Annotated in this window: 19 protein-coding genes; 12 read left to right on the plus strand and 7 right to left on the minus strand. The window is 40.9% G+C overall.

All coding sequences use genetic code 11. The annotated features are described in order from the left end of the window. The 4 genes from rplT to QZR76_RS13395 form a co-directional block, all read left to right on the plus strand. A partial coding sequence (gene rplT, locus QZR76_RS13380; protein WP_294143307.1) for a 50S ribosomal protein L20 occupies nt 1–222 on the plus strand: 222 nt, incomplete at its 5' end. A gap of 143 nt (nt 223–365) precedes the next feature. Next, on the plus strand, nt 366–1,097 hold the full coding sequence (dapB, locus tag QZR76_RS13385; RefSeq protein WP_294143308.1) for a 4-hydroxy-tetrahydrodipicolinate reductase: 732 nt from the start codon (nt 366–368) through the stop codon (nt 1,095–1,097). Between the two features lie 67 nt (nt 1,098–1,164). Beyond that, entirely contained in the window at nt 1,165–2,538 is a 1,374-nt protein-coding gene (gene lepB / locus QZR76_RS13390) for a signal peptidase I (RefSeq protein WP_294143309.1), read from the plus strand. A 69-nt stretch (nt 2,539–2,607) separates the two neighbouring features. Further along, nucleotides 2,608–3,945, plus strand: a complete 1,338-nt coding sequence (locus QZR76_RS13395) for a PhoH family protein (RefSeq protein ID WP_294143310.1) — start codon at nt 2,608–2,610, stop codon at nt 3,943–3,945. Nucleotides 3,946–4,031: 86 nt separating this feature from the next. On the opposite strand, the gene QZR76_RS13400 is transcribed toward QZR76_RS13395, so the two are convergent. Beyond that, on the minus strand, nt 4,032–5,723 hold the full coding sequence (locus QZR76_RS13400) for a tetratricopeptide repeat protein (protein ID WP_294143311.1): 1,692 nt from the start codon (nt 5,721–5,723) through the stop codon (nt 4,032–4,034). Nucleotides 5,724–5,869: 146 nt separating this feature from the next. Between QZR76_RS13400 and QZR76_RS13405 the strand changes: the two genes are divergently transcribed. Both QZR76_RS13405 and QZR76_RS13410 read left to right on the plus strand, forming a co-directional pair. Continuing rightward, complete coding sequence (locus QZR76_RS13405; RefSeq protein WP_294143312.1) at nt 5,870–6,685, plus strand: 1-acyl-sn-glycerol-3-phosphate acyltransferase; 816 nt, start codon at nt 5,870–5,872, stop codon at nt 6,683–6,685. A gap of 89 nt (nt 6,686–6,774) precedes the next feature. After that, on the plus strand, nt 6,775–7,728 hold the full coding sequence (locus QZR76_RS13410; protein WP_294143313.1) for a GNAT family N-acetyltransferase: 954 nt from the start codon (nt 6,775–6,777) through the stop codon (nt 7,726–7,728). Between the two features lie 2 nt (nt 7,729–7,730). Here the strand turns inward: QZR76_RS13410 and QZR76_RS13415 are convergent, their stop codons facing one another. The 6 genes from QZR76_RS13415 to rplU all read right to left on the minus strand — a co-directional run bounded on the left by QZR76_RS13415 (nt 7,731) and on the right by rplU (nt 11,304). Beyond that, nucleotides 7,731–8,345 carry a LysE family translocator gene (locus QZR76_RS13415; RefSeq protein ID WP_294143314.1) on the minus strand — a complete coding sequence of 205 codons (615 nt, stop codon included), beginning with the start codon at nt 8,343–8,345 and terminating at the stop codon, nt 7,731–7,733. Between the two features lie 31 nt (nt 8,346–8,376). After that, nucleotides 8,377–8,931, minus strand: a complete 555-nt coding sequence (ruvC, locus tag QZR76_RS13420) for a crossover junction endodeoxyribonuclease RuvC (protein ID WP_294143315.1) — start codon at nt 8,929–8,931, stop codon at nt 8,377–8,379. A 1-nt stretch (nt 8,932) separates the two neighbouring features. Further along, entirely contained in the window at nt 8,933–9,235 is a 303-nt protein-coding gene (locus QZR76_RS13425) for a DUF4286 family protein (protein WP_294143316.1), read from the minus strand. A gap of 53 nt (nt 9,236–9,288) precedes the next feature. Continuing rightward, a complete protein-coding gene (gene serS, locus QZR76_RS13430) occupies nt 9,289–10,563 on the minus strand; it encodes a serine--tRNA ligase (protein WP_294143317.1) in 1,275 nt (424 codons plus the stop codon). A gap of 135 nt (nt 10,564–10,698) precedes the next feature. Beyond that, nucleotides 10,699–10,959, minus strand: a complete 261-nt coding sequence (gene rpmA, locus QZR76_RS13435) for a 50S ribosomal protein L27 (protein ID WP_294143318.1) — start codon at nt 10,957–10,959, stop codon at nt 10,699–10,701. Nucleotides 10,960–10,992: 33 nt separating this feature from the next. Further along, complete coding sequence (rplU, locus tag QZR76_RS13440) at nt 10,993–11,304, minus strand: 50S ribosomal protein L21 (RefSeq protein ID WP_294143325.1); 312 nt, start codon at nt 11,302–11,304, stop codon at nt 10,993–10,995. Nucleotides 11,305–11,577: 273 nt separating this feature from the next. Between rplU and QZR76_RS13445 the strand changes: the two genes are divergently transcribed. The 6 genes from QZR76_RS13445 (at nt 11,578) to rpsA (ending at nt 21,869) form a co-directional block, all read left to right on the plus strand. Beyond that, nucleotides 11,578–15,012, plus strand: coding sequence for an ABC transporter permease (locus QZR76_RS13445; RefSeq protein WP_294143319.1), 3,435 nt, complete (start codon nt 11,578–11,580; stop codon nt 15,010–15,012). Between the two features lie 99 nt (nt 15,013–15,111). Then, nucleotides 15,112–15,660, plus strand: coding sequence for a 1-acyl-sn-glycerol-3-phosphate acyltransferase (locus tag QZR76_RS13450; protein WP_294143320.1), 549 nt, complete (start codon nt 15,112–15,114; stop codon nt 15,658–15,660). Between the two features lie 2 nt (nt 15,661–15,662). Then, nucleotides 15,663–16,442 (plus strand): amidohydrolase, encoded by a 780-nt coding sequence (locus QZR76_RS13455; protein WP_294143321.1) that lies wholly within the window; start codon nt 15,663–15,665, stop codon nt 16,440–16,442. 89 nt (nt 16,443–16,531) lie between these two features. Then, complete coding sequence (locus QZR76_RS13460; RefSeq protein WP_294143322.1) at nt 16,532–18,652, plus strand: DPP IV N-terminal domain-containing protein; 2,121 nt, start codon at nt 16,532–16,534, stop codon at nt 18,650–18,652. A 361-nt stretch (nt 18,653–19,013) separates the two neighbouring features. Beyond that, nucleotides 19,014–19,706: a tRNA (guanosine(37)-N1)-methyltransferase TrmD gene (trmD, locus tag QZR76_RS13465; protein ID WP_294143323.1), complete on the plus strand. Its 693-nt coding sequence runs from the start codon at nt 19,014–19,016 to the stop codon at nt 19,704–19,706. A gap of 261 nt (nt 19,707–19,967) precedes the next feature. Next, nucleotides 19,968–21,869, plus strand: a complete 1,902-nt coding sequence (rpsA, locus tag QZR76_RS13470) for a 30S ribosomal protein S1 (RefSeq protein WP_294143324.1) — start codon at nt 19,968–19,970, stop codon at nt 21,867–21,869. Nucleotides 21,870–21,980 lie beyond the last annotated feature (111 nt).

Here is a 21,980-nt window from a genome sequence, read left to right on the forward strand (position 1 = left end):
TACGCGTACCGTGACAGAAAGAAGAAAAAATCAGAATTTAGAGCATTGTGGATTCAGAGAATTAATGCTGCCGTCAGAATGGAAGGTTTGTCTTATTCTAAATTTATGGGCTTAGTTCATAAAGCAGAGATCAATATGAACCGTAAAGTTCTGGCTGATTTGGCAATGAATCAACCGGAAGCTTTCAAAGCTGTTGTAGCGAAAGTGAAAGAGTTAGCATAAGTAATTATGAAATATCGATAAAAAGGCTGCCGTGAGGTGGCCTTTTTTTATTTTAAATGTTAACTTTGTTGCGTAGAGTTGTGAATAAAGCGATGATTCTACGGAAGGGGAGTGATCGGGGAAGTAGGTAAAATGTTTACATTATGAAAATAGCATTATTGGGTTACGGAAAAATGGGAAAGGCAATCGAACGTATGGCTCGTGAGAGAGGGCATGAGATTGTTTTTGTCTCGGACGATTGTAACCGTTCTGTCGAACAAGATAAACGCTTGCGTGAAGCGGATGTGGCGATCGAGTTTACGATGCCGGCTGCTGCCGTGAATAATTATGCCTGGTGCTTTCGTAACCAACTTCCCGTGGTTTCCGGTACGACCGGCTGGTTGAATCGATGGGAGGAAGTGATTACCATGTGTAACGAATCACGGGGTAGTTTTTTTTATGCTTCTAATTTTAGCATCGGTGTCAATATATTTTTTCATTTGAATCGTTGGTTGGCCAAGACTATGTCCCGTTTTGACGGGTATAAAGTTTTCGTGGAGGAGACACACCATATTCATAAGCTGGATGCTCCGAGTGGAACGGCTATTGCGTTGGCCGAGGGAATCATGGAACAACACGCGAAGTATTCCTCGTGGAAATTGACAGGAGAACCTACACGGGAAGGAGAAATCCCTATTACGGCAAGACGGGAGGGAGAAATACCGGGTATTCATGCGGTAACGTATAAATCAGATGTGGATGAGATAGAGATTTATCATTCGGCTCTTTCAAGAGACGGTTTTGCATTAGGAGCCGTAATGGCCGCGGAGTTCTTAATCGGTAAGAAAGGAGTTTACGGAATGGAAGATTTGCTGCATTTGGACGATAATAAATAATTAGTGGTTTGTATGCATTTGCCCGTTCGGACGGAAATGCATGGATCGTAAATCTAAATTGAAAAATATGAGAGATATCTTAATAAACAAATGGTTTAAATTCGGGATCGTTTTATTGGTATACCTGTTGTGGACTTACTGGGTGAGTTCTTGGTGGCTGTTACTGGGTGTACCTGTTATTTTCGATATTTATATTACGAAAAAAGTACATTGGGCTTTTTGGAAGAAAAGAGGGGTGGAAAAGCAAACGAAGGTCGTAGAGTGGATCGACGCGTTAATTTTTGCGATTGTTGCGGCTACCTTGATTCGTATGTTTTTCTTTGAAGCCTATACCATACCCACGTCCTCTATGGAAAAGTCGATGATGGTCGGAGATTATCTTTTCGTGAGTAAATTGGCTTATGGTCCTAAATTACCGAATACTCCGTTATCCATACCTTTTACACACCATACGTTACCTTTTACGGAATCTACAAAGGCATATTCCGAGGCTATTCAATGGCCTTACAAGCGAATTGCCGGAACGGGAAAAATCAAACGAAACGACATTGTCGTGTTCAATTTTCCAGCCGGAGATACCGTAGTACTCGGAATAGAGAATCCGGATTACTATTCTCAGGTCAGAGACGAAGCCATAAAAATTAAAAATGCGGGAACCGGTTTGGGGTACACGTTATCCGATGAAGAAGCCGCTTTATATGCAAGAAATGCTATAAAGAAAAAATTTCGGGTTATCACTCGTCCCGTGGATAAGAGGGAGAATTACATTAAACGGGCAGTTGGAATGCCGGGGGATGTATTGGAGATGAGAGATGCTCAACTCTACGTAAACGGAGAGAAAGCCGAGGATAGTAAAGGTATGCAATACAAGTATATTATAAAGACAAGCTATCCTTTGGATTTGGCTAAACTGCATGATATGGGGGTTTCTTACGAGGATTTGAGGATGAATTACGGAGATGTTTATATCATACCTTTGACTGTGGACATGCTGGAAAAAGTAAAGGCTTTTCCGAATGTGATCTCTGTAACGAGGGAACAGAGCACCGAGGAGGTATTTCCGTATAGCTCCAACTATCCCTGGAGAAGAGATGATTTCGGACCTCTCCCTATTCCTAAAAAGGGAGAAACGGTAACTTTAACCTTGGAAAATTTACCTCTTTACAGACGAGTTATCGGGACCTACGAGGAGAATAAGTTGGAAGTGAAAGATTCCGTCATTTACATCAATGGTCAGCCCGCGAATCAATATACTTTTAAGATGGATTACTACTGGATGATGGGGGATAATCGGCATAATTCGGCAGATTCCCGTTATTGGGGATTTGTTCCGGAAGATCATATTGTCGGAAAGGCATATTTTATCTGGCTGTCTTTAGATCCTGACAAGTCATTCTTGAGTAAGATACGATGGAACAGGATGTTCCGGTTTATTCATTAAAAAACGGCAAAGCCGTTTTTTTTATACAATTTAATTTATTATTTTGTCGGTGTAAAAAATACATATACAATGACTGCTGAAAATAATAAAAAGACATTTGTATTAGATACGAATGTTATTCTTCATGATTACAAGTCTGTTTATAATTTTGAGAATAATGATATCGTTATTCCTATTGTAGTGTTGGAAGAGTTAGATAAATTTAAGCGAGGAAACGATCAGATTAATTTTCACGCCCGCGAGTTTGTTCGCGAATTGGACCAGATTGCGGGACAGGATTTTTTTGTAAAGGGAGCTTCTTTAGGAAAGGGTAAGGGAAGATTATTTATTCAACCGGGAGTTCCTTTTTCAGATGAGATGAAGATTTCGTTTAGCGAGGATATTCCCGATCACCGGATATTGGCTGTGGCTGAATATTTAAGTAAAAAGGAGAAGGAAAAGAAGGTGATTTTGGTTACGAAAGATATGAACCTTAGGATGAAGGCTAAATCTTTGGGTGTTCAGGCCGAGGATTATAAGACCGATCAGGTAAAAAACTTGGATACTTTTTTAAACAAAAGTGTCACTACGATAGAGGATTTTTCACCGGAATTAATAGCCAAGTTATATGAAACCAACGGAGGAGTCCCTGTCTCTACTTTTTTCCCGGGACAGGAGATAAAGGGAAATCGGTACTATATCCTGAAGAACGGTAGTAATTCCGTACTTGCCTGTTATGATCCCGTAAAACAGGTAGTCCGCAAAGTGGAGAAGTTAAATGCTTTTGGAATATACCCGAAGAATTCGGAACAGGCTTTTGCCATGGATGCTTTGCTTAACCCGGATATATCTTTGGTTGCCCTCAGCGGAAAAGCCGGTACCGGAAAGACCTTGCTCGCCTTGGCTGCCGCCTTGCAACAAAATAAGGATTTCGAGCAAATTTACTTGGCTCGTCCTATCGTGGCTTTATCCAATAAAGATTTAGGTTATCTGCCCGGGGATGCAACTGAAAAGGTCAGCCCTTATATGCAGCCTCTGTTTGATAATTTGGGGGTAATAAAACATCGCTATAATATGCATAGTCAGGAGAGCCGAATGATAGACGATATGCTGAAGGACGAACGGTTGGTGATCTCGGCGTTGGCTTTTATACGGGGAAGGAGTCTGTCCGATGTCTTTTTCATCGTGGACGAGGCTCAAAACCTGACCCCTCATGAGGTTAAAACGATTATTACCCGTGCCGGGGAAGGGGTAAAGATGGTATTTACAGGGGATATAGATCAGATCGATTCTCCCTACTTAGATCGACAGTCCAATGGTTTGTCCCATCTGTTCGATAGGATGCAGGGACAGGATATTTTTGCCCATGTACATTTGGAGAAAGGAGAGAGAAGCTATTTGGCAGAGGTAGCAAGTAATTTGTTGTAAACTTGTTATCATGTAATATAGATAAAGAAAAGAGGTGACCGAAATCAAATCCCGGTCACCTCTTTATATTATTTAAAAAGCTGTTGTTACTCCACAATATCTATAAAGATAGTCTCTTGTGCGTACGGATAGAATTCCCTGTCAGTAGCGGCTTTTTCTTTTAATTGCGGATCCATTTGAACGGCTTTCTGCAATGCCGTGGCCATAGCGGAAGTATCCTTTACTCTGGCGGCGGCAATGGCCATCAAATAGTATTCGTAACCGTTTGTCAGGTTTAATTTTTTGAACGTATCCAAAGCGGCACGGTTATCGCCGGCCATCAATTGAGAATAGGCCAAGTTAATATCCGGCATCTCTTTCAGGTAAGGGATAGCTTGTTTGTAATTTCCTTCCTGCATTAAGATCAATCCCATGTTGTATTTAGCTTCTTTTTTTACAGAGGCTTTATCGAACATCTCTTTTGCTTTCGCCTTGTTGCCCTCTTGCATATAGGTTATACCCAAGTTATTGTATATTTCCGGTTGTTGTTTCATAACAATGGCTGATTCCAATAATTTTTTGGCTTTACCGTATTCTTTGTTTTGGATGGCCATTACGGCTAAATCGTTTAACAGATTTACATCCGTTTGTGAAGAAAGTACGGAATTTTCTTGTAATTGCGGTAAGTAATAAGCCGTTACCTGATTTTCAACTTGAACGGTTGCAGGTACCGTGTAAAATACGAAGAAATCGGCTCTGCGGAGTACGGGAAGAATGACATCTTTCAGTTGCGGAATCTTCTTGATGTATGATTCCAGTAAAGCCTCGCGTTTGGCATTGGTCGTGGCATTCTTCATCTCTTTTACCATCGTCTCTTTATCTTTGATATTAGAGTCGTTTAGCAATAAATATAAACCGTCCCAATTCTCATTTACCGTATTGGCTATAACGAATTTGGAATTTTTAGCCATAGGAGTGTTGGTAAAGCCTAAATCTTTTTCAAAGAAAGCTTTTGAAGTCTTAAATCTATTGGCGGTCAGGTTCTTGTTTAATCGTTCGGCTCCTTCCGGAGAACTGGATACGAACATGATCATATTGGTAATTTGGGCATTTTTATCTGCTAAGACAGCTTTCAGTTGTTTGCTTGCCTGCATCATGATGTTTGATTTTTTCTGAGCATCAGGAATAACAGATTGTGCCAAAGGGAAGAGTACATAACCGCTTACCACTCCGACTCCCGTAGCCGGGACATCTTTCACGAATGTTTCCGTAAATAAGGGAATTGCGTTGGGATCGGAAGGAATAGAATAGGCATATGTTTTCCATACTTTTACACCGTTCGAATTTAAAATAGCAGGAGTCAGGGTTACTGATTTATCCCCCATCATAGCTTCGATGTCGGCCATCAATACGCCTTTTTGCATCCCTTCTTTGAACGGGAACGACAAATTGTTCGTGGAGAACGTGTTTCCTTTGTATTCTATCACCGGATAGTTTGTGCCTTTTACTTTTTCTCCCTGGAAGTAGAGAGGAGATAAAACTTCTTCGCCGCCGGGATATTGCATCTTGGGAGTTACTTTTAATGTCAATTTCTTATAAAATTGTTTCGGTGCGAAAGCAATATTATAGTTAAAGTTTACAGTTCCGTCCACCGAAATGAGTTGCTCCGGACTTACCTGTCCTATAACAGCCGTTTCGATGGCTTCTCTTTCCAATTTTTTCATGGAATTACAGCTTCCCATTAGGAACGAGAGTGCAAGAATGAGTGCGCTACTAGTTATCAAGGTTAGTTTTTTCATAATACTCTTTTTTTAGTTTAACTTATTTTCTTCATTTAATTCTTCTGTTCACTATTTCATAATCACTCTAACGAATTTAAATGAATAAGGTTTGTAAAATTTATTTTTATCTTTGTCCGAAATTTTGATTTTTGAATAGATTGATGATGGAAGATCGAGTTAAACCTGTCTACATAGAAAAGCTTTTTGAAAGTAAGAACCCTAAATTGGCCAGATGGATTCCCGGGTTTGTATATTCTTTTTTGAAAAGGATTATTTGTCAGGATCAAATAAATGATTTTATCTCTAAATACGGGGATCGGAAGGGATTGGATTTTTCGGATGGTATATTAGAATATTTGGATATATCCTTCCAGGTAGAAGGAGCGGAGAATCTCCCGGATCCTGACGGGAGATATATTTTTGCGTCCAATCATCCCCTTGGAGGACCCGACGGAATTATTCTAATCTCGTTTTTGGGCCAGAAGTATCCGAATTTGAAATTTCCTGTCAACGATTTGTTGATGAACCTGAAAAATTTGAATAATATTTTTTTACCGGTCAATAAACACGGGGGTATGGCGAAGGAGGCCGCTGCAGCTATTGATGAGGCATATGCTTCCGATTGTCAAGTGATCATGTTTCCTGCCGGAATGGTGAGTCGTAAATACCATGGTGTGATACAAGATCCTGAGTGGCAAAAGAGTTTTGTCAGTAAGGCGATCAAGCATCATCGGGATATTGTTCCGATACGGGTAGTAGGAAGGAATTCGAACTTTTTTTATAATCTGGCAAATTTTAGAACTAAAATCGGTTTGAAAATAAACATAGAGATGATGTTTTTGCCGAAAGAGACCTTCAAAAAGAGAGGTTCCACGTTCACGATAAAGATCGGGAAGCCCATACCGTGGCAAACATTGGATAGGAGTAAAACTTCCAAAGAGTGGGCAAAAATTATCCGGGATATGGTTTATCGGATGTAGACGTTTATTTTAATAGACAATTAAAAGTCTGGAATAAAGCTAAAACTCTATATTTTTTTTATTTTTGTGCGTAGATAAATCGTGATACCATGCAACCGGTAATATATCCTGTGGAAAAGGCGAAATTGATCGCCGAGTTGACGGAAGATAAGTTTGTTCGCAAGACGAATAAGGGGGGAAATGAGATTTACTCTTTAAATGCTCATGATGCTCCTCATATTATGCGAGAAATAGGTCGTTTACGCGAATTGACCTTTCGTACGGCGGGAGGGGGTACCGGTAAGGCCGTCGATATCGATGAATTTGATACGAACGAGAGTACGCCTTACCAACAATTGATTGTTTGGGATCCGAAAGAGTGTGAGATATTGGGTGGGTATCGTTATATATTGTGTGATAATCTTCCTTTGAACGCCGAAGGGGAACCGAATCTGGCTACTACGGAACTTTTTAGGTTGTCGGAGAAGTTTAAAAAGGAGTATTTGACCAAGATGATCGAGTTGGGGCGTTCTTTCGTACAGCCTCTTTATCAATCTACGAAAATGGGACGCAAGTCTCTGTTTGCCTTGGATAATTTGTGGGATGGTTTAGGTGCTCTGACCGTTGAGAATCCTGAAATGAAATATTTTTTTGGTAAAGTGACGATGTACACGAGTTTTAACCGGGAGGCCCGGGATCTTATACTTTACTTTATGAAAAAATATTTTAGAGACCGGGAGAGGCTTGTCGAACCGATTCATCCTTTGGAAATTCATATTGACGAGAAAAAATTCAGCCAGATTCTGAACGGGGCCAATTACGAGGAAAATTACAAGATTTTATCCAAATGTGTTCGGGAACACGGAGAGAATATTCCGCCTCTGGTCAATGCATATATGAGTCTTTCTCCTTCCATGAGGACTTTTGGTACGGCTATTAATCCAACGTTCGGCGGAGTGGAAGAGACGGCTATTATCATAAAAATAGAGGATGTTTACGAGACTAAAAAGGCTCGCCATGTTTCAACTTATATTCCAAGAATATTGCGTTTGAGACGTTTTTAGCATTAGATGCCGACAAATATCAGACTGATTCCGATGGCAAAATAGATAAAGGACTCCAGGTAGTGCATGACCAGAGAGAAGTGTTTCTGTTGCATGAGGCGACGAGATAACTTGTCCGACAGTATGGCTACAAATGAGAATACCAGCCAGGCCTGAAGCATGAATAAGACTCCGAGCAGAAGGAGTTCCCCGGAGACGTTCGTTTTTTCCGGATTCACGAATTGAGGGAAGAAGGCTATAAAGAAAAGGAGTACTTTCGGATTCAAAATATTCATTAATATCCCTTTCTTGTATAATTTTTGTTCTACCTGCTGGTACTGGGGTATGGCAAGTGCGTCCGAATTCCGATGAAGGAAAGATTTAATACCTAAGTAAATCAGGTAAGCAGCTCCCATAAATTTTAGTATGGTGAATGCTATCGGGGATTTATATAATAGAAGAGAGAGTCCTAAGCTTACGGCGGCCGTGTGTACGACTAATCCGGTACATAGTCCTGTTGCAAAAATGATTCCGGCCTTTTTTCCCCGGAGAATACTTTGTGTGATTACGAATAATATATCCGGTCCGGGCATTAAGGTCAATAGGATGGAAGCACTTAAAAATCCGATAATATTCATATACCCTCTTTTAGTGTTCGTCTGAAAATTGTTAAACTATTTTATCCGGATTCTGTTTAATAAAATCACCCCAATCTTTACACTTGGAGCCTCCTGTTGTGGGGAGAGTACCTTGCAAATGGTGGCAGTAGGCGATAGCGATGGCATCTGTTTCGTCCAATGTCGAGATCGTATCCGGCATGACCATGAATTTGCCTAAGAGTAAGGCGATTTGTTCTTTGGATGCTTCTCCGGTTCCCGTGATACTCATTTTAATTTTTTTAGGAGCGTATTCAAATATGGGAATATTGCGTTGAAGAGCTGCTGCAATGGCAACACCCTGTGCACGTCCCAATTTTAGCATGGATTGAATATTTTTTCCGTAGAACTGGGATTCAATGGCTAATTCATCCGGTTGATAACTGTCAATGACTTGCAACGTACGTTGAAAAATACGTTGTAGTTTAAGATAAGGATCTTCTATTTTTTTCATATCGACCACTCCGGAAACAATAAGCTCCGGCCTACTGTTTTTCCCGGTAGTCCGGATGATGGCATAACCCATAAAATTGGTGCCCGGATCGATACCCATCACGAGTTTTTCCATATTACACTTCCTCCAATAAGGTGCTGAAATAGAGAACTTGTCGACCGAATTGATCGAGAAGCTTTTTCAATAGATCCTCGTGATGCCTTTCGAGGAAAATCTGATACTCTTTTTCTGTCGGAAAGACCAATTGTAAGGAGAACGATTTGCCTTGAGGCTCTTGCGTCTTTATCCGGGTCAACAGAATATCGCTACACAATCCCTTCTCCCGGATAGCCGGAAGATGATGATATTGCATCCAGTTGATCCAGGAAGTTTCTATATTATCTTCCACGTGGAAGGTGGTATTGTAAATGTAGCGCATGTGTTATATCGGAGTTAATTTACCTCTAAGAACTTGGTTCTTAGAGGTGATGATTACTTTATTAGGTCGGTTTTCATAAATGGTTGTAGTACTTCCGGTACGCGTATACCTTCAGGACTTTGATTGTTTTCCAACAAAGCGGCCACAATACGGGGAAGGGCTAAAGAACTACCGTTCAGAGTATGGGCCAGCGTCGTTTTTTTGTCCCCCTTGTTTTTAAACCGTAACTTCAAACGATTGGACTGGAACTCTTCGAAGTTGGATACGGAGCTTACCTCTAACCAACGGTCTTGAGCCTTTGAATATACTTCGAAGTCATAGGTCAAAGCAGAGGTAAAGCTCATGTCTCCGCCACAAAGGCGAACGATCCGATAGGGGAGACCTAATTGGATTAATAAACTTTCCACGTGTTTGACCATGCCGTCCAAAGCTTCATAGGATATTTCGGGGCGGGTAATCTGTACGATTTCCACCTTATCGAATTGATGCAGGCGGTTTAAACCGCGAACGTCTTTTCCGTAAGACCCGGCTTCCCGGCGAAAACAAGCCGTGTAAGCGGTATTCTTGATCGGTAATTGTTCCGCATCCAGAATAACATCGCGGTATAAATTGGTTACGGGGACTTCTGCCGTCGGAATAAGATAAAGATGATCCTCGTTAACGTAATACATCTGTCCCTCTTTGTCCGGTAATTGTCCGGTTCCGAATCCGGAATCTTCATTGACGACTAAAGGAGGCATGACCTCTTCGTATCCGGCTTTTGTATTTTCTTCCAGGAAGAAATAGATTAACGCTCTTTGCAGACGGGCCCCCAAGCCTTTGTATACAGGGAATCCGGCTCCCGTAATTTTTACTCCTACCTCGAAGTCTATTAATTGATATTTTTTTGCCAGATCCCAGTGGGCTAATTGTCCTTCCTCGTGGACCGGAACATTATCGCTGATCTTTACGATCACGTTGTCTGCTGCACTTTTACCGGGGGGAACACTATCATGCGGGAGATTCGGGAGCCTGACGATTAGCTCGTTTAATTCTGCTAACGTATCGTTATGTTTCGTTGTTAATGTGGCAATTTCCTCCTTTAAACGGGTGGTTTGAGCTTTAGCCGTTTCTGCTTCGGCTTTTTTTCCCTCTTTCATGAGTAATCCGATCTGTTTGGAGATCGCATTCATTTCTGCCAGTTTATCGTCCGATTCTTTTTGAAGATTTTTTCTCGTGTCGTCGAGATATATGATTTTTTCTACCAATTCCTTTGCGTCAAAGTTCTTAACGGCTAATTTGCGAATAACCGTCTCTTTGTTCTCTTGAATAAATTTTAAATTCAACATATCGATTTCGATTTATGATTTACGTTGGATTCCGGTCATTAAATTGTCGATCCGAAACTCTTGTTTGCGGTTGTAAAAATAAAAAAAACTCCTGTCTTTAAGAGGCAGGAGTTTAAATATTTTGCATTTTTCTATTTATTCTGCAATCGGTTCTATGGAGACGTAAGATCTATCTCCTTGTTTTCTGGTGAAAACAACATTTCCGTCGATCAAAGCAAATAGGGTGTGATCTCTACCCATGCCTACGTTTAGTCCCGGATGATGTTGGGTTCCTCTTTGACGAACGATAATATTACCGGCTTTGGCAAACTGTCCGCCAAATACCTTCACTCCTAATCGTTTACTTTCTGATTCACGACCGTTCTTAGAGCTACCTACTCCTTTTTTATGTGCCATATCGTATTAAAATTTTAGAAGTTACAAAATGAATTAAGCGTTGATCTCTTCAATTTGAAGCTGAGTCAAATATTGACGATGACCTTGTTTTTTAGCGTAACCTTTTCTTCTTTTCTTCTTGAAAACGATTACCTTATCACCTTTTAAGTGGGATAATACTTTGGCCGTAACCTTTGCTCCCTCTACTACAGGAGTTCCTACTTTTACCTGACCGTCATTTTCCACCAAGTATACTTTGTCAAATTCTACTTGAGAGCCTTCTTCTGCTTCCAATCTGTGTACATAGACTTTACGGTCTTTTTCTACTTTAAATTGCTGTCCTGCGATTTCTACAATAGCGTACATTGTTTTTTTATTATTAAAGTTAATACCATGGGGTGGGATGATTCCACTTTTCATACCCCTGAGGTTAAATTTTCGCTCGGCAAAGGTAATAATAGTTTTTTGAATAGCAATCTTTTCGATGGAAAAATCAATAATTGTGATTTGTCATTGTTTTATTTATAAAAATATATATATATTTAACAGCTGTATTGTCGTCTTATTTGAAGATCTCGACGTTTTACTTTCGCTTAAAATGTTGTATTTGTTTTCTAAATTCTAATTAAACTATCGAAGATGAGGATAATGAATTTTAATCATATCGATCTGGTAGCCAAGTACGAGGAAAGAATCGTAAGGAGAAGCGGTATTTTCGTTTTTCTGGCGTTTTTGCTAATCGGGGGAATTTTAAGTTTTCACGTGTTTGCGCATAGTGACTGGCGTATTGCTTCTTACGCTTTTAGATTGGATATTCCTTCTGCCATCCCCTACACGAATGCTTATTTATTTTGCATTTTTCAAGCCTTTCTATCTATATTTATAGCGGGTGATTTTATAAGAAGGGAACCGCAAAAAAACACGAACGAGGCGTTGTTGACTCGTCCGGTGTGTAATGTGGAATACGTGTTGGGAAAGGGATTAGCTGTTGTGAAAATTTTGATTGTGCTGGATATCGTGTTAATGGTGTTGACATCGATCCTTCACGTTTCTGCGACGGATGCGGTATTCTCTCCTTTGTTGTATCTGTTTTATTTCTTTACCTTAACACTACCGGCCGTTTTTTTTACCACGGCATGGATTGTATGTATAAAGATTTTCGTGCGGTCACGGGTTTTTGCTCTGTTGTTGTTATTGTTATGTTTGTGGGGAACTTTAACGCTACTTCCGTTTTTAGCTCACGGGGTAGGTGATTTTACGGCTTCGCATATACCGAATATATTTTCGCCCATAGCGGGACATCCCGGAATAGGAAGTTATCTTTTGCAGCGCTTGGTGTTTGTTTGGTTTGCCCTGGGGTTATTCGCTCTTTCCGTTGTCGGTTTCAAACGATTATCCGAAAAGCGGAAGTACGTCGGACGGATTGTATCCGTTTGTTTTGGGGCGGGTATAGTCACCGCTTGTTGTTATCTTTTCCCTTTTGAACGTCATAATGAACTTCGGGATCATTATCGGTCTATTTACGAACGGTACGATAATACTCCCAAGGTGAACACGAATAAACACGAGATCACGTTTCGTCAGGAAGGAGAACGTTTGTCTTCGACCAGCAAGCTCATGATCGAAAATCGGAACCTCACGGCGATAGATACGCTACTGTTTTATCTTAATCCGGGTTTAGAACTTTCTGAACTGACAATAGATGGTAAAGAGGCTTCATTTGAGCGGAAGGATCAGGTGATCGTAGTTCCGTTCCGTTTGCAACCGGGTGATAGTTTATCGGTAACCATGAGTTATTCGGGAAAGATCGATCCTTTTATTTGTTATCCCGATATCGAGAATAAAGAGTTTAACGAGATGGATTTTAACAACATGTTATGTTTAGGTCATCGTTTTTACTTTTTGACGGATGCTTTTACCTTGTTGACTCCTGAAACGATCTGGTATCCCACGACAATACCTGTCGTTAACGTGGGTTCTCCCTGGATTTCCCGTCGAGATTACACGTTATACACGTTGAATGTGGTAAATCCGGTTCAGAAGACGGTTCTTTCCCAGGGAGAGATGACGGAGAGGGGAGACACGATTTGTTTTGATAACGGTCAGAATCTTTTCGGGATAGTATTGGTGATGGGTGATATGGATAAGGTACAATTCCAGGCTCCGGACTTTTTAAGTGAATATTATTACCCGAGGGGGGAGGTTCCTTGCCAGGGAACATTTCTGGTATCGGAGGAGGGAAAAAAGCAATCCATTGAAAGAATTAAATGGAAATTTGTCGATTATGACGGTTACACGTATTCAAAAATAGGACTAGTTGAGGTTCCGGTCTCTTTTTATACTTTTATTCGTCCCTGGAAAGAGGGAACGGATTACATTCACCCGGAGCTTTTTCTTGTGCCGGAACGACGAACGAGTCGATTGACTGATTACAAGGATCTTCTGAATAAAAAGATACGGAAGCATCTCGCCGAATTACCCGCAAACGTACCTGCATATATGAAAGATGACTTATCTGAATCGATAAAAAATACTCCGTTAGCGGATATTGAATCTGATCTCGTTGTTCGCAATTTTAACGTGTTTTATAAAGCGGTACCGGATCGCGAGTTTTTCTCGTGGTTGTCTTTCATGAAAAAAGATCAGGATCGTACTTCTCTTACGGCAGATTCTTGGAACAAATATGATTGTTCTTTTATGAGAAAAGAGGGAACCGTATTGTTCAGTTCTTTTCGTTATCCGATGATTAATTCGTTTTTTAAAGTGATGGCAACAGATAAATCATTTTTCTCGGATGATCTGTTGACTCAAATAATGAAAAATATGAGAGCTGTCGAGTTTCTTTCAGAAAATAGCCTTGAACAAGCGTTTCAATCGGAAGAGATTACTCCTGAAATGAAAAGTATTGTATATGTTAAAGGAAAAGAGTTGCGGGATCGTATACAAAGTCTGGTGGGGGATTCCTTGATCCGATTTATTGATAATTTTAGAGAGCGTCACGCGTATGAAGAGGTCGATTTTGAAGTGTTTTGTAATGCGTTAAACCGACAATTCGGTATAGATATTTATCCTGTTTTGAATCGGTGGTATACGGGTAAGGGTGTTCCTGCATTCGTATTCCGTGATATTGAAATAGAGGAGGATTTCGAAAAAGAAAAGGCTACGCTTTCTTTTAAAGTTTGGAATAAGAGTGATGTCGAGGGGATGATTTCCGTGAATTACTACGCGGATGCGACGGGAAGGAATGGTATGGGCCGCGACACGTCAGAATATATCACGATCGCTCCTCATGCTTGCCTGGAGGTTGCATTATTAGTCCCATATGTTGGATCTATTAATTTTTCAATAAATACCGGTTTTGCGAGAAATATACCGAACAGTTATACTATTTTTAATCGGGGAAAAGTTTGGGTTGATCGGGATACGATACGAGAGATCGACACGACCTACTTTGCACCTCCGACGAATGAAATTATCGTGGATAACGAGGACGAGGGATTTGTGATCCGGGAAGAACGCTCTTCTCGTTTTGAAAAAAAGGGTAAATCGAAGAAGTATAATTTTTATCCACCGAATCGTTCTGAGTGGCGATGGACTCTTTTTGTAGCCAGTGATGCTTATGGTGATGTTGTACAAAGTTTTTACAGTAAGGCTGGTGGTGGCGGTAAATCTCAGGTAGAATGGAATGCCTCTATCAAGGAAGCGGGCATGTACGAATTGTATGTCAAGCGTGTTGCGCTGCACGGGAATGGGGTAATGTTGAAGGATGCCGAGACAACAGAATACTCGTTTTTTCATGATGGGATTGAGGATAAGATATTTTTTAGTCCGGATGATCTTTTGAGACGGAAAGACGAGTTCACGGTTAAATTACGTCGGGCTAACGGGGCGGAAGAAGAGGTGAAATTAAGTTATGTGGCTCAGGATTATACTTCCGAGTTTTTAAAAGGATGGATTTTTTCGGGTAGGTATGAACTTTCCCCGGGTGACGTAAAACTCGTGCTTCAGGACAAGGGTCTTTTACCCGGAGAGGTATTGGCGGCAGATGCAGTGAAGTGGGTAAAGGTAGAGTAATAATTCAGTTTCAAAACTGATATATCCCGGAGATAAGATCGATTTCTCCGGGATTTGTTTTATTTTTGCATGGGATTAGTTTTGTTAATTGGTAATGATATGAAATATATTGCTCGTTTTATCATGAAACTTTTCGGTTGGAAGATGGTCGGAGAGTTACCGAAAGATAAGAAAGCTGTGGTTATTTCCGTTCCCCATACTTCTATAATGGATTTTATTTGGGGAAAGTTGACTTTTATGAGTAAGGGAATACCCACATTTATATTGATGAAGAAAGAGTTTTTCTTTTTTCCGTTGGGAATGATATTGCGTGCGATGCATGTGATACCGGTTGACCGGGGAAATAAGGATAATCATTTGGTGCAGCAGATGGTGGAGGAGTTTAAGAAACGAGATACCATGTATTTGACTATTACACCGGAAGGGAGTCGGAAAAAAAGGAAGAAATGGAAAAAAGGTTTTTTAGTAATTGCCAAGCAAGCCGGAGTTCCGGTTTATTTGGGACGTATCGATTATAAATACAAGTATTGTACGTGGGGAACCCGTTTTGAACCGTCGGATGATCCGGATGCCGATTTGCGTTACATCATGTCGACTTATAAGGATGCTCATCCTCGTCATCCTGAGAATTTTTCTACCGGTGATTGATTATGAAAGGGAAATTAAATATAGCTATTATACAAGCCCGGTTAGCGTGGGAAAACGTTCCTGAAAATTTAAGGCGTTTTGACGAGCGGATAGAGCGTGTGACAGGGGCGGAGGTAATTGTTTTGCCGGAGATGTTTTCTTCCGGTTTTACCATGCAGGGTAAGGAGAAAATAGCTCCTTTTTACGAGGAGACTTATTCGAAATTGTTGGAATGGGCTTCCCGGAAGAAAGCTTTGATTATGGGATCGGTTATTTTCCGGGAGGAGGAACGTTTTTATAATCGTTTGTTGGCTGTTTTCCCTGATGGAAGGGTGGAGTGGTATGATAAGCGGCATTGTTTTACGATGGGAGGCGAAGATAAGCATTTTACGCCCGGGGATAAGAGATTACTTCTTGAATACGAGGGGGTAAAAATAGCCCCTTTCATATGTTACGATTTGCGTTTTCCGGTGTGGAGCCGGAATACGGAAATGTACGATATGGCTGTTTATGTGGCCAATTGGCCTGCGGTTCGACGGGAACCGTGGCAAATATTGTTGCGGGCAAGGGCGGTGGAGAATCAATGTTATGTCGTGGGTGTAAATTGTGTCGGGGAGGATGGAAACGGTATAGACTATTCCGGTGATTCTATGATTATTTCACCCAAAGGAGAGGTTTTGATGCAATGTGAAGCCTGCCGGGATGATATCCGTCAGATGGATATTGATTTGGTCGGTTTGCAGGAGTTTCGAAAGAAGTTTCCCGTACTGGAAGACCGGGATGCCTTTGTTATCCGGAAATAATAGTAATTTTGCGTGCATTGTAAATCATAAGTAGTAATAATAGTTAACGGTGACGGATTTTATATCCGGAACTATTAAAAATGTAAGAAATGAAAAAAATTGGGTTAACCTTAATGGGATTCTGTATGATGTTAAGTTTGGCGGCGCAGGAAAAAATTTTGACGATGGAAGAGGCCATCGTGGGGTACCAGCTCTATCCACAGTCGAAATACATCGTATGGCAAGGAGAGAGTAATAACTATACTTATCTTTCCGATAAAAATTTGATGAGTGAGAATGCGGCCACGGGAGAAAAAAAGGTCGTATTGACAATAGAAGAGTTGAATCGGATATTGGGAACGGAATTGAAGGGATTTCCCCAGTTCTCCTGGTTGGATGAACAAACGTTAGCCGTTCGGCGTCAAGGTAAAGAGTATCAAATCGATGTGGTCGGTAAAAAGTTGAAAAATACCGTTGCATTTCCCAAAGAGGCGGCTAATATAACCTATTGTGCCCCGGCAGAAGCTTATGCCTACACGGTAGATAATAATCTTTATTACGTCGATAAGAGAGGAAATAGTTTTGCCGTGACGGAGGATGAGGATAAAAATATCGTGAACGGGCAGTTCGTGAGCAGAAATGAATTTAATATTAACGGAGGAATATTTTGGGCACCCGACGGAAAGAAACTGGCTTTTTATCGTAAAGACGAAAGTGAAGTAACCTCTTTTCCCTTGTTGGATATTGAAAGTCGTACGGGTACTTTACGTGAAATCAAATACCCGATGGCCGGAATGAAATCGGAGCAGGTAAGTCTGGGTGTATACGATATGGCTTCCCAGCGTATTGTATTTTTGAATGTGGATGATTTTGGCCGGGAGCAGTATCTGACCAATATTACCTGGAGTCCTCAAGGGGATGCCATTTACGTACAGGTTGTAAACCGGGGACAGGATCATATGCGCTTGAATAAATACGATGCTTCGACAGGTAAATTAATAGCGACTTTGTTCGAGGAAAAGTCGAATACTTACGTGGAACCTCAGGATAGATTACAGTTTGTCAACGGTTCGGATCGTTTTGTTTTCCGTACGAATAATCGGGACGGTTATTTTAATCTCTATCTGCATGACGGAAACGGAAAATTACTTAAACGTTTGACTCCGGTAGAAGCCGATGTGGAGTTTGTAGCTATGGACAAGGCGGGTAAATACGTATACTATCTGTCGTCTGAAGTCTCTCCGGTAGAGAAACAACTTTTCCGGGTAGATTTGAAAAGTGGAAAAAGAAGCCGCTTGACTTCCGCCGAAGGATGGCACATGATTAATATGAGTAGCGACTGCTCCTATTTTGTGGATAATTACAGCAGTCAATACGTTCCCCGGATTATTGATCTGGTAGCTAATAACGGGAAACAGGTGCGTCGTATTTTAACGGCAGAGAATCCGGTGAAAGATTATAAGTTCGGTGAAATTACGTTAGGTAAGATAAAGGCGGCAGACGGAAGTGATTTATACTATCGTTTGATAAAACCGATCGATTTTGATCCGAATAAGAAATATCCGGTAATTCATTATGTTTACGGAGGTCCGCATTTGCAGCTCGTAAAGAATTCTTGGAATGCTTCTTTGAGTATGTGGGAGATGTATATGGCTCAGCGGGGATACGTGGTATTTATATTGGATAATCACGGAACACCCAACCGGGGAAAAGCTTTTGAAGATATCATTCACCGGCAATGCGGACAACAAGAGATGGCCGATCAGATGGAGGGAATTAAATTCTTAACCTCCCAGCCGTGGGTGAATGCGGATCGCATCGGAGTCCACGGGTGGAGTTACGGGGGATTTATGACCATATCGTTGATTACCAATTATCCGGATATTTATAAGGTAGCCGTGGCCGGAGGTCCTGTTATCGATTGGAAGTGGTACGAGGTGATGTATGGAGAACGCTATATGGATACTCCTCAAGAGAATCCGGAAGGTTACGAGAAGGTAAGCCTTATTCATAAAGCGAAAGATTTAAAGGGAAAATTATTGATTTGCCAGGGAGCAGTCGATCCGGTGGTGGTATGGGAACATAGTTTGAGCTTTATCCGGGAGTGTATTAAAAATAACGTACAGGTGGATTATTTTCCATATCCGTGTGCCGAACACAATGTACGGGGAAGAGACCGGATTCATTTGATGCAGAAAGTAACGAATTATTTTGAGGATTATTTGAAATAAAACAGGGAACAGGAGCCAAATGCTGGCTCCTGTTTTTTTTGGGAATTGAAATTTTGCCATCCCATAATTTTTATTTTTAGTTTGTTTATGAATTAATAGCACCGCTGGTGGAATTGAAATAATGGATTTCGGTCCATTCCGGTGAGGGAATAACAGGAATTAATAGTACCGATAGCGGAATTAAAATCCTTGAGTTATCAGAGTAAGGAGTAGATACTTATAAGTATTCGGGGTTGGTGGTATATTTGTAACATGATTTTGTTTTGCGGAGAGTATTGGGGTATGTTCTTTAGAGTCTATGACTTTATCCTTATATTTGTCGCGAAATAGAAAATTATTTTCAACGTTCAATTTTTAATGTATGCGTATCGATATTTTAAGTGTAGTACCGGAATTATTGGAGAGTCCGTTAAATCATTCCATTATTAAGCGGGCAAAAGAAAAGGGAATCGTGGAGATTTTTATCCATAATATCCGGGATTGGTCGAAGGACAAACACCGGAAGGTGGATGATTACTCGTTCGGGGGAGATGCCGGATTGGTTATGATGATTCAACCGGTTTTTGATTGCATTCGGGAGTTGACTTCCCAGCGTCGTTACGACGAGATTATCTATACGGCTCCGGATGCGCCGACGTTTAATCAAAAAATAGCGAACGAATTGTCGTTGAAAGAGAATATTATGATTCTTTGCGGACATTATAAAGGAATAGATCAGCGAATTCGGGATTATCTGGTTACCCGGGAAATTTCTGTCGGAGATTATGTACTGACGGGAGGGGAGTTGCCTGCTTGTATTATGACCGATGCCATTGTACGTTTAATTCCGGGTGCGATGAATGATGAGAGTTCGGCATTGAGTGATTCGTTTCAGGATAATTTGCTGGCACCTCCTGTTTATACCCGTCCGGCGGATTTTAACGGGTGGAAAGTGCCGGAGGTGTTACTTTCCGGTAACCATGCCCTGATCGATGAATGGCAGGAACAGCAGGCTTACGAACGAACCAGACTGTTGCGTCCGGATTTGCTGGAAGAAAATGAGTTTCCAGAGTAAACCCGTTTTACCGCATCCGTGTAGAGGGCCTGTCCTTCATAGGCTCCGTTTCCGGATAATACGATTTTATTTTCTCCTCGCGTGAAATTTATACCAATAGAATAGATTCGATCGGAGTTTTCGGATCGAATGACGGGATGGTTGGGAAGACGTTTGACGAGTGCCGTCGATAAAATCGTTTTTTGAGTACCACTTTTTTGTAAAATCCATTGTAAGCTAAAGATTTATTTGTATTTTTGCGCCCGTTATTTGGAAAACATAATGTCTAATTTATTAGCAGAGAAAGAATTAATCATGACAGAAGAACAAAAAGAAGTGCAAGTAGAACTTGCAAAAGAAGAAGTAAAGAAAACGGCGCCGGTAGTGGCAACTGCTGAGGCTGATGAGGATTTTGATTGGGAGGCTTATGCGAATGATGATGTAATTTCTGCATCGGAAAAAGAAGAATTGGCGAAGAAATACGCAGACACTCTTTCTTCCGTGGTGGAAAAAGAGGTAGTTGAGGGTACTGTTATCTCTATGAACAAGAGAGAGGTAGTGGTAAACATCGGTTACAAATCTGACGGTATTATCTCGTTGAATGAATTCCGTTACAATCCGGAATTAAAAGTGGGCGACAAAGTAGAAGTATACGTTGAAACCCAGGAAGATAAAAAAGGTCAGCTAACTTTATCTCATAAAAAAGCAAGAGCTTTACGTAGCTGGGATCGCGTGAACTCGGCATTGGATAATGATGAGGTAATTAAAGGTTTTGTAAAATGTCGTACGAAGGGTGGTATGATCGTGGATGTATTTGGTATCGAGGCATTTTTGCCGGGATCTCAGATCGACGTGAAACCGATTCGCGATTACGATGTATACGTGGGTAAAACCATGGAATTCAAGGTGGTTAAAATCAACCAAGAATTCAAAAACGTTGTTGTTTCTCATAAAGCTCTTATTGAAGCCGAGTTGGAACAACAGAAGAAGGATATTATTTCTAAATTGGAAAAAGGACAGGTACTTGAAGGTACTGTTAAGAATATTACCTCTTACGGAGTATTCATCGACTTGGGCGGTGTAGACGGATTGATTCATATTACGGACCTTTCTTGGGGTCGCGTAAACCATCCGAACGAAATCGTTCAATTGGATCAGAAGTTGAATGTGGTTATCCTTGACTTCGATGATGAAAAGAAACGTATTGCTTTAGGTTTGAAACAATTGACTCCGCATCCGTGGGATGCCTTGAGTGCAGACTTGAAGGTTGGTGACCGCGTGAAGGGTAAGGTAGTTGTTATGGCAGATTACGGTGCCTTCGTAGAGATTGCTCCGGGTGTAGAAGGACTGATCCACGTATCGGAAATGTCTTGGTCTCAACACTTGCGTTCTGCTCAAGATTTCATGAAAGTGGGCGATGAAGTAGAAGCCGTTATTCTTACCTTGGATCGTGACGAGAGAAAGATGTCTTTGGGTATCAAACAATTGAAAAATGATCCTTGGCAGAATATCGAAGAGAAATATGCCGTGGGAACAAAACATAAAGCTATCGTTCGTAATTTCACTAACTTCGGAGTATTCGTGGAAATTGAAGAGGGTGTTGACGGATTAATCCATATCTCCGATCTTTCTTGGACGAAGAAAGTGAAACATCCGGCAGAATTTACTCAGATCGGAGCTGAAATCGATGTGGTTGTTCTCGAAATAGACAAAGAAAACAGAAGATTGAGCTTAGGTCACAAACAATTGGAAGAGAATCCTTGGGATGTATTTGAAACCATCTTTACCGTTGATTCTATCCACGAAGGAACGATTACCGAAATTTTCGATAAGGGAGCAGTTATCGCATTACCTTACGGGGTTGAAGGTTTCGCTACTCCTCGCCATTTAGTGAAAGAAGACGGATCTCAGGCTCAAGTGGATGAAAAATTACCGTTCAAAGTAATTGAATTCAACAAGGGAGCAAAACGGATTATTCTTTCTCATTCCCGTATCTTTGAGGATGAGCAAAAAGCTGTAGAAACGGCCAAAAGAAAAGACGAAGCTCAAACCACGAAAAAAGCCGTTAAGAAAGTAAAAGAAAAACTGGAAAAAACGACTTTAGGAGATATCACCGAGTTGGCTGCCCTGAAAGATCAAATGGAAGCAAAAGCTGAAGAAGAGGCTAAAAACGAAGAGGCATAATTGATTCGTGAAATTTGAATTAACCATATTGGGGTGCGGTTCTGCCGTACCCACTCTTCAAAGAAATGCTGCCGCTCAGGTACTTAATGTACTTGAGCGGTACTTTCTTAT

The sequence above is a fragment of the uncultured Sanguibacteroides sp. genome (assembly GCF_900543425.1).
Classification (GTDB): Bacteria; Bacteroidota; Bacteroidia; order Bacteroidales; family Marinifilaceae; genus Gabonibacter.

Coding starts and splice junctions, on each gene's coding strand:
- dapB (WP_294143308.1), top strand. CDS start 366: ATGAAAATAGCATTATTGGGTTACGGAAAAATGGGAAAGGCAATCGAA.
- lepB (WP_294143309.1), top strand. CDS start 1,165: ATGAGAGATATCTTAATAAACAAATGGTTTAAATTCGGGATCGTTTTA.
- QZR76_RS13395 (WP_294143310.1), top strand. CDS start 2,608: ATGACTGCTGAAAATAATAAAAAGACATTTGTATTAGATACGAATGTT.
- QZR76_RS13400 (WP_294143311.1), bottom strand. CDS start 5,723: ATGAAAAAACTAACCTTGATAACTAGTAGCGCACTCATTCTTGCACTC.
- QZR76_RS13405 (WP_294143312.1), top strand. CDS start 5,870: ATGGAAGATCGAGTTAAACCTGTCTACATAGAAAAGCTTTTTGAAAGT.
- QZR76_RS13410 (WP_294143313.1), top strand. CDS start 6,775: ATGCAACCGGTAATATATCCTGTGGAAAAGGCGAAATTGATCGCCGAG.
- QZR76_RS13415 (WP_294143314.1), bottom strand. CDS start 8,345: ATGAATATTATCGGATTTTTAAGTGCTTCCATCCTATTGACCTTAATG.
- ruvC (WP_294143315.1), bottom strand. CDS start 8,931: ATGGAAAAACTCGTGATGGGTATCGATCCGGGCACCAATTTTATGGGT.
- QZR76_RS13425 (WP_294143316.1), bottom strand. CDS start 9,235: ATGCGCTACATTTACAATACCACCTTCCACGTGGAAGATAATATAGAA.
- serS (WP_294143317.1), bottom strand. CDS start 10,563: ATGTTGAATTTAAAATTTATTCAAGAGAACAAAGAGACGGTTATTCGC.
- rpmA (WP_294143318.1), bottom strand. CDS start 10,959: ATGGCACATAAAAAAGGAGTAGGTAGCTCTAAGAACGGTCGTGAATCA.
- rplU (WP_294143325.1), bottom strand. CDS start 11,304: ATGTACGCTATTGTAGAAATCGCAGGACAGCAATTTAAAGTAGAAAAA.
- QZR76_RS13445 (WP_294143319.1), top strand. CDS start 11,578: ATGAGGATAATGAATTTTAATCATATCGATCTGGTAGCCAAGTACGAG.
- QZR76_RS13450 (WP_294143320.1), top strand. CDS start 15,112: ATGAAATATATTGCTCGTTTTATCATGAAACTTTTCGGTTGGAAGATG.
- QZR76_RS13455 (WP_294143321.1), top strand. CDS start 15,663: ATGAAAGGGAAATTAAATATAGCTATTATACAAGCCCGGTTAGCGTGG.
- QZR76_RS13460 (WP_294143322.1), top strand. CDS start 16,532: ATGAAAAAAATTGGGTTAACCTTAATGGGATTCTGTATGATGTTAAGT.
- trmD (WP_294143323.1), top strand. CDS start 19,014: ATGCGTATCGATATTTTAAGTGTAGTACCGGAATTATTGGAGAGTCCG.
- rpsA (WP_294143324.1), top strand. CDS start 19,968: ATGTCTAATTTATTAGCAGAGAAAGAATTAATCATGACAGAAGAACAA.